Raw genomic sequence first — 12,696 nt, 5'->3', positions numbered from 1 at the left:
GTTTATTCAGGATTGGCCTTCGTTGTAGATTTCCAGATGACTGTTGTCAATGCTGTCCTTCTGCTTGGCACCATCATTACGTTGGGCATTCAAGTCATCCAGATATTCCTGGTTCACGTCTTGAGTCACGTACTCCCCGGTAAACACCGAGGTCTCGAACCGGCGCAGCTCCGGATTGAAGTAACGTACCGCGTCCTCCAAGTCTTCCAGGTCCTGGAAAATCAGACCATCGGCACCGATCAGCTTGCATATCTCTTCGACTTCACGGCCGTAGGCGATCAGCTCGTTGGCGGAAGGCATATCGATACCGTAGACGTTGGGGAAACGGATTTCCGGGGCGGCGGAGGCGAAATACACCTTCCTGGCGCCCGCTTCCCGTGCCATCTGGATGATTTGTTCGGAGGTGGTACCACGCACGATGGAGTCGTCCACCAACAAAACATTCTTGCCAGTAAATTCCGAAGGAATGGCGTTCAGTTTGCGGCGCACCGACTGCTTGCGCTGCTGCTGACCGGGCATGATGAAGGTACGACCGATATAACGGTTTTTCACGAAGCCCTGGCGGTAGGGAATATTCAGATTCTGGGCGATCTCCAGGGCGATGTCACAGGAGGTTTCCGGAATAGGAATCACCACGTCGATGTCCAGGTCTTCCCATTCCCGGGCGATCTTGGCGCCCAATTTCTGGCCCATCCGTACCCGGGCGCCATAGACAGACACCTTGTCGATAAAAGAGTCGGGGCGGGCGAAATAAACATATTCGAAAATGCAGGACTGATGCTGGGGCTCGGCGGCGCACTGCTGGGTAAAGAGCTCGCCCTGCTCGGTGACATAGACAGCCTCGCCCGGTGCCACGTCGCGGATCAGGCTGAAGCCGACCGCATCCAGCGCCACGCTTTCGGACGCCACCATATATTCGATGCCCCCTTCTTCCGATTCCCGCTTTCCCAGCACCAGAGGACGGATCCCGTTGGGATCGCGGAACGCCAGCATGCCGTGGCCGATGATCACCGCCACGGTCGCGTAAGCCCCCCTCACCTTTTCATGCACCCGGCTGACCGCGGCAAACACATGGCCGGGCTCCAGATGCAGTTTTTGGGTTTGCTGATCCAGCTCGTGAGCCAGCACATTGATCAGCACTTCGGAGTCGGAAGTGGTGTTGATGTGACGGCGTGCCACCCGAAACTGCTCTTCTTTCAGTTCTTTGGCATTGGTCAGGTTACCGTTGTGGGCCAGGGCGATGCCAAAGGGCGAGTTCACGTAAAACGGCTGGGCCTGGGCCACGCTACTGCTGCCGGCGGTAGGGTAACGCACATGACCGATGCCGACATTGCCGATCAACCGCTCCATGTGGCGCTCTTCAAATACGTCCCGTACCAGACCATTGGCCTTGCGTTGGCGGAAGGTATCACCCGAAATGGTAACGATGCCGGCTGCATCCTGACCTCTGTGCTGAAGTACCGTCAGAGCGTCATACAGCGCCTGGTTTACCGGGGTCGTACCTTGAATACCGACAATCCCACACATGTCCTAATTTCCTCAACTCGCTATGGCTTGGGTAAAAAGCTGGATGAATTCTGCACCAGGCTGAAAAACCACTGGATCACTATACCAAATTCCGGGATCAACCGGGACTCCCGCCACCACACACTTTGCGGAAAGGCGGTCATGGTATCGACGAACAGCAGCATGGCAGCGACGATAAAAACGCCCCGCACAGCTCCGAAACAAACGCCCAGGACCCGATCGGTGCCAGACAAGCCGGTTTTGGTGACCAACTCACCGACAATGTAATTGACCAGGGCACCCAGGATCAGGGTTAACACAAACAGAATGGCAATGGCGGCACCATTGCGGAATAAAGGATCGGAAATATCGAGGTGAACGGCCAGGTCTGCATAGAACCGGCTGGCGATGAAAAAAGCCGCCACCCAGGTGGCCAGCGACATCGCTTCCTTCACAAAGCCCCTGACCAGGCTGATGAGTGCTGACAGGCCGATAATGCCGAGAATTGCGTAGTCTATCCAAACCATCATTTATTGCCGGGGACCTCTTAATTGCCGCGCATTCTACCAAAGGAGCCCGGCAAAAGGCGAAGAAAAAGCGGATAAATTTCATTCAATATCAAACTATCCCCTGAATGCAGCCAGGGCCGGGGAGGATTTCCATCTCCGGCCCCGCAAGGGTTACAGACCGCTATAGAAGGTCGCCGCCCCCGGACCGACCGGCAGGCCGAACACGAACACCCACAGGTAGAACAGCAGGCTCCAGCCAATCATGAAGACGATGGAGTACGGCAGCATCATCGCCATCAGGGTGCCGATACCCATGTTCTTCTGATAACGGGCCGCCACCGCCATGATCAGGCCGAAATAGCTCATCATGGGGGTGATGATATTGGTGGTCGAATCCCCGATACGGTAAGCCGCCTGTATGGCCTCGGGAGCATAGCCCACCAGCATCAGCATGGGTACGAAGATGGGGGCCGTTACGGCCCACTGGGCCGAAGCCGAGCCGATCATCAGGTTGATAAAACCGCAGAGCAGGATAAAGCACAGCAACAACATGGGACCGGTCAGGCCCACGCTCTGCAGGAAGGTGGCTCCCTGCACCGCGATCACGGTACCGAAGTTGGTCCAGCTGAAGAAGGCCACAAATTGAGCGGCGAAAAACACCAGCACGATATACATGCCCATGGAACTCATGCTCTTGGACATGGCATCGATCACATCGCGATCATTCCTCATGGTGCCGATAAGGCGGCCATAAACATAGCCGGGGATGGCAAAGAATACGAAGATGAACACCACTATGCCCTGCAGGAAAGGCGAGCCGGCCACGGCCCCGGTGGCCGGGTGACGCAGTATGCCGTTTTCCGGCACTATGGTCAGGGCCAGCAGGATGCAAACCACCAGGGCCGCCAGGCCGGCGCCTTTCAGCGCCCTTTTTTCCTCGGCACTGACCTTGCCCATCTCGGCGGCATTGAGATCGATGGCGGCGTTGTCCTTGTTGTATCTGCCGAGCTTGGGCTCGACGATTTTTTCGGTGACGAAGGCGCCCAGAGCCGAAATCACGAAGGTACTGATGAACATGAAATACCAGTTGACCTCGGGTCCCACCACATAGTCGGGATCGATGATACGGGCCGCGGTCTGGGTAATGCCCGACAGCAGCGGATCTACGGTGCCCAGCAGCAGGTTGGCGCTGTAGCCGCCGGAAACGCCGGCAAAAGCCGCGGCCAGGCCGGCCAGCGGGTGACGGCCCAGGGAGTGGAAGATCATCGCCGCCAGCGGGATCAACACCACATAGCCCAGTTCGGACGCGGTATTGGAGACGATACCGGCGAACACTATGGTCACGGTAACCATGCGCTTGGAGGCGTTCATCACCAGAGCCCGCATGGTAGCGGACAAGAGCCCGGAGTGTTCGGCAATACCGACCCCCAGCAGGGCTACCAGTACGGTGCCGAGCGGGGCAAAACCGGTGAAGTTGGTCACCAGGCTACTGACGATGCGTGACAGGCCCTCGGCATTGAGCAGGCTGACCACCTGGATCATGCCGTCGACGGCCCGGCCGGGAGCTCCTTCGGCCGGGGGTCGGCCACACTGACTTCGAAATAGCCGGCAATGCCGGAGGCCACCAGGATGACACCACAAAAGATAGCGAACAGGGTGATGGGATGGGGCAGCAGGTTGCCCAGCCATTCCACTGTGTCAAGGAAACGGGTGAAGGCGCCCTTTTTCGGTTCCTGGGCTTCGTTCCCGGATGGGCTGCCGTTGTAATCGCTTGAACGGGACGTCATGTCTTTTTCTCCATCAGTACTTTTCGGCAAAAACAGGTTAAGAAACCGCAAATAAAGGATTAAGAAGACAAAAAAAACCAGCCTTTAAACCAAAACTGAACGGAAACTCTAAACCAAGTCAAACGGGCGACGGATTATACACTTGTCTTCTCTATCATCAACGAAATATGATGCCAAAATGTTTATTATTTACAGATTTATTAACTATTTATGGTAAGAACAGCGAAAGGTAAAGATACCAGAACACAGTAGGGACGCCCGACAGGGAGGATGCCAACCGGGAGTCAAGCTGTTAAAATCAACATTAAGAGAAATCTAATATAAAGAGAATCCTCATGCTCTTCCCTGTTCGCTATGCCCGGCTGCTGTTCTCGGTACTGATGTCTCTCTACATGGTGACCATCATGACCGGCGTGAACACCGGCCTGGCCGGCGATTTCCTCACCCGCTGGTGGCGGGCCTTCTATATCGCCTGGCCCGTGGCCTTCATGCTGATCCTGGTGGGGGCCCCCCGTCTGCAGCAACTGGTCGGCCGCCTGGTGCGCCCATAAAAAAGCCGGGGCTCATGGCCCCGGCTTACTGCCCGAACTGTATCTGTCTCAGCCGATAAACTTGAGGCCGCCCATATAGGACTGCAGTACTTCGGGTACGGCGATGCGACCGTCGGCCTGCTGGTAATTCTCCAGCACCGCCACCAGGGTACGTCCCACCGCCAGGCCGGAGCCATTCAGGGTGTGCAGCAACTGGGGTTTACCGTCGGCGCCGCGCACCCGGGCCTGCATCCGGCGGGCCTGGAAATCGGCGCAGTTGGACACGGACGAAATTTCCCGATAGGCATTCTGCGCCGGCAGCCAGACTTCCAGATCGTAGGTCTTGGCGGCGCCGAAGCCCATGTCGCCGGAGCACAGGGTCATCACTCGATAGGGCAGGCACAGATCCTGCAGTACCTTCTCGGCGTGCCCCACCATCTCTTCCAGCGCGTCCCAGGATTTTTCAGGATGTACCAGCTGTACCATTTCCACCTTGTCGAACTGGTGCATGCGGATAAGACCACGGGTATCCCGGCCGTAGGAGCCGGCCTCGGAGCGGAAACAGGGAGTATGGGCGGTAAACCTGAGCGGCAGCTGATCCGCTTCGAAGATCTCGTCCCGGCCTATGTTGGTCAGAGGCACCTCCGAGGTGGGGATCAGGGAAAAACGACGTACCTTGCCTTCCTCGTCTCCCTCGCCCTCGATGGCGGTGTGGAACAAATCGGCGGAGAACTTGGGCAGCTGGCCGGTGCCGAACAGGCTGTCGCTGTTCACCAGATAGGGTACATAGCACTCGGTGTAGCCATGCTCTGTGGTGTGCAGATCCAGCATGAACTGGGCCAGGGCCCGGTGCAACCGGGCAATCTGCCCCTGCATGATCACGAAACGGGAGCCGGCAATCTTCACCGCGCCCTTGAAGTCCAGACCAGCCAGGGCCTCACCCAGGGCAACATGGTCCTTCGGTTCGAAGCCGAGCTCGCCGGGTTGGCCCCAGCTGCGTACCATGACGTTATCATTTTCGTCCCGGCCCACCGGCACCGATTCGTGGGGCAGGTTGGGAATGGCGGCACAGAAAGCCTCGATATCGGTCAGCAGTTTGTCCAGCTCGACCTTGCACACATCCAGCTCATCGTTGATTTGCGACACCGCCGCCTTCAGCGGGACTATGTCCTCGCCGCTGCGCGCCGCCTGGCCGATGGCCTTGGAGCGGGCATTGCGTTCGGCCTGCAGCTCCTGGGTACGGGATTGCAGAGACTTCCGCTTTTCCTCGAGGCGGTTGAACAGCTCGACGTCCAGAGTAAAACCACGGCTTGCCAGCCGCGCGGCCGTGTCGGCGATGTCGCTGCGCAGGTATTTGGGATCCAGCATGAGTTACCTTATTTGATGCTTGTAATGCGTATGACACGCAGGGTCGGAAGTCACTAAGTCGGCTTCAGTTTATCAGCTTCGACGGCCCGGGGCCAACTGGCCGCCGGCCTGTTCGTCCAGGCTCTTGAGGTAGTCGAGCTTGGCCTTGACCTTTTGTTCGAAGCCCCGTTCATTGGGCTGGTAGTAACGCCGTTCCCGCAGCGCCCCGGGCAGGTAGGCCTCACCGGCGGCATAGGCCCCTGGCTCGTTGTGGGCGTAGCGGTATTCGGCGCCATGGCCCAGCTCCTTCATCAATTTGGTGGGCGCGTTACGCAGGTGGGTGGGCACCTCGAAGTCCGGCAGCTGCGTGGCGTCCTGCAAGGCCGCTTTCCAGGCGGTGTACAGCGCATTACTCTTGGGCGCGCAGGCGAGATAGACGATAGCCTGGGCGATGGCACGCTCTCCTTCCGCCGGCCCCACCCGGGTAAAGCAGTCCCAGGCCGCCAACGCCACCTCCATGGCCCTGGGGTCGGCCAAACCGACGTCCTCGGAGGCGATGGCCAGCAACCGGCGGGCAATATAGAGAGGATCGCAGCCGGCACTGATCATGCGCGCGTACCAGTAGAGACCGGCGTCCGGGTTGGAGCCGCGGATCGACTTGTGCACCGCCGAGATCAGATCGTAATAGAGGTCGCCCTGGTTATCGAAGCGGGCCAGCCGCTCACCGGTCACCTCCGCCAGCAACGCCTTGTCGATCCGGCGCAGCCCCTCCCGCTCCTCGGCCATGTCCGCCAGCAGCTCCAGGTAGTTGAGTGCCTTGCGGCCATCGCCGTCCACCAGTTCGGCCAGGGCCTGCTGCACGCCAGCCGCCAGTTCGATGGCCTGGCCGCCCAGGCCCCGTTCGTCGTTCAGGGCCTGTTCGATCATCGCCTCCACGTCCGCCGGCTCCAGCCGCTTGAGCAGGTAGACCCGGGCCCGGGACAGCAGAGCATTGTTGAGTTCGAAGGAGGGATTCTCGGTGGTGGCACCGATAAAGGTGACGGTGCCGTCCTCGATATGAGGCAGGAAAGCGTCCTGCTGGGACTTGTTGAAGCGGTGCACCTCGTCCACGAAGAGGATGGTACGTCGCCCGGCAAGCTGGTGCTCCCGTGCTCGCTCGATGGCGGCACGGATCTCCTTGACCCCGGAGGTGACCGCCGACACCCGCTCTACCTGGGCGTCGCAGTAAGCGGCCGCCAGTTCGGCCAGGGTGGTCTTGCCGGTGCCCGGCGGCCCCCAGAGGATCATGGAATGGCAGTGCCCCGCTTCCAGCGCCCGGCGCAGCGGCTTGCCCGGCCCCAGTATATGCTGCTGGCCCAGGTACTGCTCCAGCCGGGCGGGGCGCATCCGCGCCGCCAGGGGACGAAAGTCGTCCTGCTCGAAATCCAGGCTCAGGGTAGTCATCCCGTCGTTCTCCCATAAAACAAAACGGTAAGCCCACAGCTTACCGCTTATCACTACCTCTGCTGACTTTTTCTTAACGCTGGTCGTCTATCATTACCCCGGCCGGCGGCGTGAACTGGAAAGTATCGGCCGCGGTGACCGGCGCGGTATTGATGTTGCGCAGGCTGAATTCACTGCGCTGACCGCCGGACTCCAGCACGGTAAAGCGCTCGATACGATTGGCGCCGTCAAAACGCAGGCTGAATTGCTTCACCAGCTCGCTCGGATCCTTGCTGGTCACCACATAATCGGCGCCTCGCCGGGCCACCTCGTACTGCTGCCAGCGGCGGCCGTCACCGCCTGCAATCAACAGGAAAGGCGTATTCTGTACCGCCTGCTCCAGCGGCACTATGCTGACCTGTTCCACGAAGGGATCGAACATCCATACATCGGTGCCGTTGGAGACAATCAGGCTCTCGTCGGGTGAGGCCGTATGCCAGCGAAAGCGATCGGGTCGCGCCAGCTGCATGGTGCCTTCGGCCGTTTGCATCGGCTTGCCTCCCTCATCGAACACCTGCTGGCTGAAATCGGCGGAAAAGCGCTCGAAGGCCGCCAGTTTCTGCTGCAACTCGGCCCTGGCATCCGCCAGCGCCACGGCACTGACCGACCACAGCAAGACCCCTAGGGTTGCCAATTTTCTCATTCATTACTCCCTGGCCGGCGGAGGCGCCAGCACTTCACGTTGACCGTTTCCACCCGCAGGGCTGACGATGCCCTGGTGCTCCATCTGCTCGATGATGCGGGCGGCCCTGTTGTAGCCTATTTTGAACTTGCGCTGCACACTGGAGGTAGAGCCGCGGCGACTCTCTACGACAAAAGCCACCGCTTCGTCGAACAAGGGATCCAGCTCTTCATCGTTCCCTTCCGCCGCTTCCCCGGGCAGCAGACCATCGGCGCCCACCTCGCCACTCAGGATATCCTCGATATAGTCGGGCTCGCCCCGCTCCTTCCAGGCGGCCACCACCCGGTGCACCTCGTGGTCATCGACGAAGGCGCCGTGTACCCGGGTCGGGTTACTGTCGCCGGCCGGCAGGTAGAGCATATCGCCCATGCCCAGCAGCGACTCGGCGCCCTGCTGGTCGAGGATGGTGCGCGAGTCTATCTTGCTCGACACCTGGAACGACATCCGGGTCGGAATATTGGCCTTGATGAGGCCGGTGATCACGTCCACCGAGGGCCGCTGGGTCGCCAGCACCAGGTGGATACCTGCCGCCCGCGCCTTCTGGGCGATACGGGCGATCAGTTCCTCCACCTTCTTGCCGACGATCATCATCATGTCGGCGAACTCATCGATCACCACCACGATGTGGGGCAGCTTCTCCAACGCCGGCGGATAGGTGTCCATCGACTGGGTCGGCTGCCACAGGGGATCACGCAAGGGTTCACCGGCGTCGATGGCGTCCTGGACCTTGGTGTTGAAGCCCTTGAGGTTACGCACGCCCATGGCCGACATCAGCTTGTAGCGCCGCTCCATCTCGCCCACGCACCAGCGTAGGGCGTTGGCCGCCTCCTTCATGTCGGTCACCACTTCGGTCAGCAGATGCGGAATGCCCTCGTAGACCGACAGCTCCAGCATCTTGGGATCGATCATGATAAAGCGCACGTCTTCCGGCGTGGCCTTGTAAAGCATCGACAGGATCATGACGTTGACCCCCACCGACTTGCCCGAACCGGTAGTACCAGCCACCAGCACATGGGGCATCTTGGCCAGATTGACCACCACCGGCTCGCCGGCAATATCCTGGCCCAGTACCAGGGTGAGCGGGTGCTCGCTGCGGCGGAAGGGATCGCTGTCCAGAACTTCCCGCAGGTAAACGGTTTCCCGCCGGGTATTGGGCAGCTCCAGTCCCACATAGGGTTTGCCGGGGATCACTTCCACCACCCGCACGCTGATGGCGGACAGGGAGCGGGCCAAGTCCCGAGCCAGGTTGGTGATCTTGCTGACCTTGACCCCGGGGGCCAGATCCAGTTCGAAACGGGTGATCACCGGGCCCGGATAAACACCGACCACATTCGCCTGCACGTTATAGTCGGCCAGCTTGGCTTCTACCAGACGGGCGATGCGCTCCAGTTCGCTTTCGCTCACCGAATGCTGTTTGGGCTTGGGCTTGTCCAGCAGTTCAACCGGCGGCAGGGGCGTCAAATCCGACTTGCGCTGCCGGGCCGGTACAGGTGCCGGTGACAAGGGCGCCGGCGGCGGAGTCTGATGGTCGGTGGCCGGCTCCGCCTCGTCACTCAGCCAGGGCAGTTCCAGTGCCTCGTCGTCATCGTCCAGGGCCCAGCCATGGACTTCGGCGATGGTGGACATCGTCTCGTCGGCCGGTTCGGTCACGCCCAGGACCGGCTCTTTACGTACCGAAGAACGAACCGGCGGTGTTTTTTTCTGCAGTACAGGCCGCCTTTCCGCCGCCGCCGGAACCGGCGCAAGCAGGGGATCTTCCGGTATGTCTTCCCACGCCTCATCGTGATCATCCCCACGCCCCAACCGCGCTTTGAAACGACGCCAGCCGACAACACCCGATTCGGAAGAAGCTGGTATCAGGGGAGCCCGGGACTCCGGCTCCACCCGCTCTCCTTCGCCTGAATGCGGTCGGCCTCGCACGCGCTCGACCAGCCATTCAACAAGGCGGCTGGGTGCCGAAGGCAGCCAACTCGGCAGCTCCAGCACGGCAGCCCCCAACCGCTCGACGATCAACAGCCAGGACCAGCCGGTGAAGAAAGTCACACCGGTGGCAAAGCCGCACAGCAGCATCAGGGTGGTCCCCAGGGAGCCAAATACCGAACTCATGGCCGCCGCCAGCATGTCACCGACAAGACCGCCGGAGGAAAAGTAATAGATATTTCCCACATTCATGCTGGCCAATGCCAGCAGGCTGAGCAGCAGCATCAGGAAACCGATGATGCGCAGGCTCAGGGTCAGGTAGCAGATCTCAGTCAGGCCTTTGGGCCGCCATAGGGTAACCCAGCCAAAAAACACCATGAACGGCGGTACCAGATAGGCAGAGAAACCGAACACGAACAGCAGGATATCCGCCAGCCAGGCACCGGCGGGACCGGCGGCGTTGCTGATCTCCCCGCCCCATGCGGTTTGTGACCAGCCCGGATCCGAGGGATGGTAAGACACCAGCGATAACATCATAAAGATCGCCAGTAAAATAATGATGATCAATCCGGCCTCAAACAGACGCTGTAAACCAGACATGGGAGTAAACAGCTTTTTCTCCGCCAAACGCCCGCTCCTCGTTCTTTATTGTTGTGTCATGCTATCTAAAAACTGCGACAGGAAAAGTCGTCAGGCACCAAACGACAAACGAGCGGCCAAGGGCCGCTCGCAGGTACAGGTTCTATATCGAGCCCCTACCCGGTATAAAAATACCAGAGCCGGGCAGATTAGCACAGCTTATCGGGTATTTATCACCAGACGATTACTCTGCTTGACCTCTTCCATCACCACATAGGTACGGGTATCGTTCACGCCAGGCAGGCGCAACAGGGTTTCACCCAACAGTTTACGATAGGCAGACATGTCTGCTACCCGGGTTTTCAGAAGGTAGTCAAAATCACCGGATACCAGGTGACATTCCTGGATCTCTTCCAGCTTCTGCACCGCATCGTTGAACTCGTCGAACACATCCGGGGTACCACGGTTGAGGGTAATCTCCACGAATACCAGCAGGGACGCATCCAGGAACTGAGGATTGAGAATAGCGGTATAGCCTTCGATGTATCCCTGACGTTCCAGCCGGCGCACCCGTTCGAGGCAGGGCGTCGGACTCAGGCCGACCCGTTTGGACAACTCCACATTGGAGATACGCCCGTCTTGTTGAAGCTCATTGAGTATGTTGCGATCGATGCGGTCGAGCTCTTTCACCGGCCGGTTGTTCGCATCCAGTACTTCATCCATCCTTTGACTCATTTTCGATACATTCCACTATGAACATTAGACTTTTATGGCACAAAACCATGCCTTTGCGCAACATGCCTTTAGGCTGACGCGCCCCCCATCTGGATGTACGACCGGATGAAGGAGGCCGGCTTGGGCACCTGAAAAACCGCCACGAATAAATAAAAAACCAAAAAAAACGATTATATATACATTATTAACATCCAACAGCTTAGCATGACAAAAAGCAAACGGGTAGCACATATGTTTGAATATTACACAAATCGACCATAAAAACTAAATTTTTCCGCCGACTCCTGGCGATTTTTCCTGTAAATATCCTTATCAGCCACACCCCAGCGGCGGAGAAGACAAAGTCTCTGAAAATTCTCCTCCTTACCGTGACTACACCTGAGTAACCGGATGAAAAGCCACATTCATGGTGATTTGTCTTGCGCAAAGGCATTTTTTGACCCCTACAGGGATCATCCTGGTTATATTGCATAACTATTCGTTATAACGTTTCAACTGCAGAAGCGACATTTTCGTCGTACCGTCCCGGGCTTGGAGGCGATTGCAACAATCGTTTTCTTACGCTTTATTCCATTAGGGCTATCCCCTACAATCGGCTTCACTTTTATCTGCCTATTTGCCAAGGTTGGAGAGACACATGAGCCAAGCCAAACACGCCAAATTGCTTATTCTGGGTTCCGGCCCTGCAGGGTACACCGCTGCCGTCTATGCGGCCCGGGCCAACCTGAACCCGGTATTGGTCACCGGTATCCAACAGGGGGGCCAACTGACCACTACTACCGATGTGGAAAACTGGCCAGGCGACGCGGAAGGTCTGACCGGACCGGCCTTGATGGAACGCATGAAAGAGCACGCAGAGCGCTTCGAAACCGAAATCCTGTTCGACCATATCAATGAGGTGGAACTCACTCAGCGCCCTTTCCGGCTCAAGGGTGACAACGGTGAGTACACCTGTGATGCCCTGATCATCGCCACCGGCGCCTCCGCCAAGTACCTGGGCTTGCCCTCCGAAGACGCCTTCCAGGGCCGGGGCGTGTCGGCCTGCGCCACCTGCGACGGCTTTTTCTACCGCAATCAGAAAGTGGCCGTGGTCGGCGGTGGCAATACCGCCGTGGAAGAAGCCCTGTATCTGGCCAATATCGCCGCCGAAGTCCACCTGGTGCACCGTCGAGACCAGTTCCGCTCCGAGAAAATCCTGATCGATCGGCTGATGGACAAGGTGAATAACGGCAACATAGTGCTGCATACCGATCGCACCCTGGACGAAGTGCTGGGGGATGAGATGGGCGTGACCGGCATCCGCCTGAAAGACACCCGTAGCGACATCACCGAACAACTCGATGTAGCCGGTGTCTTTATCGCCATTGGCCACCAGCCTAATACCCAGATTTTCGAAGGCCAACTGGAGATGGAAAACGGCTACCTCAAGGTGCAGTCCGGCCTGCACGGCAACGCGACCCAGACCAGCATCGCCGGCGTCTTTGCCGCCGGCGATGTAATGGACCATGTCTATCGCCAGGCCATCACATCAGCCGGCACCGGCTGCATGGCCGCCCTCGACGCCGAGCGTTACCTGGACGGCCTGGGCGAGTAATCACCCGGCCCGTGACCACGGAGCC

At 58.8% G+C, this 12,696-nt stretch carries 11 protein-coding genes; 2 read left to right on the top strand and 9 right to left on the bottom strand.

Features of this window, described 5'->3' with window-relative positions; genetic code table 11:
* Nucleotides 1–6: 6 nt before the first annotated feature.
* The 4 genes from purF to ACEVBK_RS06205 all read right to left on the bottom strand — a co-directional run bounded on the left by purF (nucleotide 7) and on the right by ACEVBK_RS06205 (nucleotide 3,802).
* The gene (purF, locus tag ACEVBK_RS06220) at nucleotides 7–1,527 is read right to left on the bottom strand and encodes an amidophosphoribosyltransferase (protein WP_375057729.1); all 1,521 of its coding nucleotides are present in this window, start codon (nucleotides 1,525–1,527) and stop codon (nucleotides 7–9) included.
* 20 nt (nucleotides 1,528–1,547) lie between these two features.
* Complete coding sequence (locus tag ACEVBK_RS06215) at nucleotides 1,548–2,033, bottom strand: CvpA family protein (protein ID WP_375058522.1); 486 nt, start codon at nucleotides 2,031–2,033, stop codon at nucleotides 1,548–1,550.
* A 153-nt stretch (nucleotides 2,034–2,186) separates the two neighbouring features.
* A complete protein-coding gene (locus ACEVBK_RS06210; protein WP_375057728.1) occupies nucleotides 2,187–3,557 on the bottom strand; it encodes an AbgT family transporter in 1,371 nt (456 codons plus the stop codon).
* Nucleotides 3,554–3,802 carry an AbgT family transporter gene (locus ACEVBK_RS06205; protein ID WP_375057727.1) on the bottom strand — a complete coding sequence of 83 codons (249 nt, stop codon included), beginning with the start codon at nucleotides 3,800–3,802 and terminating at the stop codon, nucleotides 3,554–3,556. Before ACEVBK_RS06205 ends, ACEVBK_RS06210 begins: the two co-directional genes overlap by 4 nt.
* Before the next feature lie 335 nt (nucleotides 3,803–4,137).
* Here ACEVBK_RS06205 and ACEVBK_RS06200 point away from each other — a divergent pair, with 335 nt between their 5' ends.
* The gene (locus ACEVBK_RS06200) at nucleotides 4,138–4,353 is read left to right on the top strand and encodes a DUF2798 domain-containing protein (protein WP_375057726.1); all 216 of its coding nucleotides are present in this window, start codon (nucleotides 4,138–4,140) and stop codon (nucleotides 4,351–4,353) included.
* Nucleotides 4,354–4,401: 48 nt separating this feature from the next.
* Here ACEVBK_RS06200 and serS read toward each other — a convergent pair whose 3' ends face one another.
* The 5 genes from serS to lrp all read right to left on the bottom strand — a co-directional run bounded on the left by serS (nucleotide 4,402) and on the right by lrp (nucleotide 11,065).
* Complete coding sequence (serS, locus tag ACEVBK_RS06195) at nucleotides 4,402–5,700, bottom strand: serine--tRNA ligase (RefSeq protein ID WP_375057724.1); 1,299 nt, start codon at nucleotides 5,698–5,700, stop codon at nucleotides 4,402–4,404.
* A gap of 72 nt (nucleotides 5,701–5,772) precedes the next feature.
* Nucleotides 5,773–7,122, bottom strand: a complete 1,350-nt coding sequence (locus tag ACEVBK_RS06190; protein ID WP_375057723.1) for a replication-associated recombination protein A — start codon at nucleotides 7,120–7,122, stop codon at nucleotides 5,773–5,775.
* A 73-nt stretch (nucleotides 7,123–7,195) separates the two neighbouring features.
* A complete protein-coding gene (gene lolA, locus ACEVBK_RS06185) occupies nucleotides 7,196–7,804 on the bottom strand; it encodes an outer membrane lipoprotein chaperone LolA (RefSeq protein ID WP_375057722.1) in 609 nt (202 codons plus the stop codon).
* A 3-nt stretch (nucleotides 7,805–7,807) separates the two neighbouring features.
* The gene (locus tag ACEVBK_RS06180) at nucleotides 7,808–10,390 is read right to left on the bottom strand and encodes a DNA translocase FtsK 4TM domain-containing protein (protein ID WP_375057721.1); all 2,583 of its coding nucleotides are present in this window, start codon (nucleotides 10,388–10,390) and stop codon (nucleotides 7,808–7,810) included.
* Between the two features lie 171 nt (nucleotides 10,391–10,561).
* Nucleotides 10,562–11,065: a leucine-responsive transcriptional regulator Lrp gene (lrp, locus tag ACEVBK_RS06175; RefSeq protein WP_094040810.1), complete on the bottom strand. Its 504-nt coding sequence runs from the start codon at nucleotides 11,063–11,065 to the stop codon at nucleotides 10,562–10,564.
* Between the two features lie 649 nt (nucleotides 11,066–11,714).
* On the opposite strand from lrp, the gene trxB reads away from it, so the two are divergent.
* Nucleotides 11,715–12,671 carry a thioredoxin-disulfide reductase gene (gene trxB, locus ACEVBK_RS06170; protein ID WP_375057720.1) on the top strand — a complete coding sequence of 319 codons (957 nt, stop codon included), beginning with the start codon at nucleotides 11,715–11,717 and terminating at the stop codon, nucleotides 12,669–12,671.
* Nucleotides 12,672–12,696: the final 25 nt, after the last annotated feature.

The sequence above is a fragment of the Zobellella sp. DQSA1 genome (genome assembly GCF_041950555.1).
Classification (GTDB): Bacteria; Pseudomonadota; Gammaproteobacteria; order Enterobacterales; family Aeromonadaceae; genus Oceanimonas.
The sequence above is the reverse complement of the archived record's forward strand: the minus strand, read 5'-3'. Positions and strand labels throughout refer to the sequence as shown.

Bases quoted from the DNA above. Each gene is read 5' to 3' on its own strand.
- purF (WP_375057729.1), bottom strand. From the start codon at position 1,527: ATGTGTGGGATTGTCGGTATTCAAGGTACGACCCCGGTAAACCAGGCG.
- ACEVBK_RS06215 (WP_375058522.1), bottom strand. From the start codon at position 2,033: ATGGTTTGGATAGACTACGCAATTCTCGGCATTATCGGCCTGTCAGCA.
- ACEVBK_RS06210 (WP_375057728.1), bottom strand. From the start codon at position 3,557: ATGATCCAGGTGGTCAGCCTGCTCAATGCCGAGGGCCTGTCACGCATC.
- ACEVBK_RS06205 (WP_375057727.1), bottom strand. From the start codon at position 3,802: ATGACGTCCCGTTCAAGCGATTACAACGGCAGCCCATCCGGGAACGAA.
- ACEVBK_RS06200 (WP_375057726.1), top strand. From the start codon at position 4,138: ATGCTCTTCCCTGTTCGCTATGCCCGGCTGCTGTTCTCGGTACTGATG.
- serS (WP_375057724.1), bottom strand. From the start codon at position 5,700: ATGCTGGATCCCAAATACCTGCGCAGCGACATCGCCGACACGGCCGCG.
- ACEVBK_RS06190 (WP_375057723.1), bottom strand. From the start codon at position 7,122: ATGACTACCCTGAGCCTGGATTTCGAGCAGGACGACTTTCGTCCCCTG.
- lolA (WP_375057722.1), bottom strand. From the start codon at position 7,804: ATGAGAAAATTGGCAACCCTAGGGGTCTTGCTGTGGTCGGTCAGTGCC.
- lrp (WP_094040810.1), bottom strand. From the start codon at position 11,065: ATGGATGAAGTACTGGATGCGAACAACCGGCCGGTGAAAGAGCTCGAC.
- trxB (WP_375057720.1), top strand. From the start codon at position 11,715: ATGAGCCAAGCCAAACACGCCAAATTGCTTATTCTGGGTTCCGGCCCT.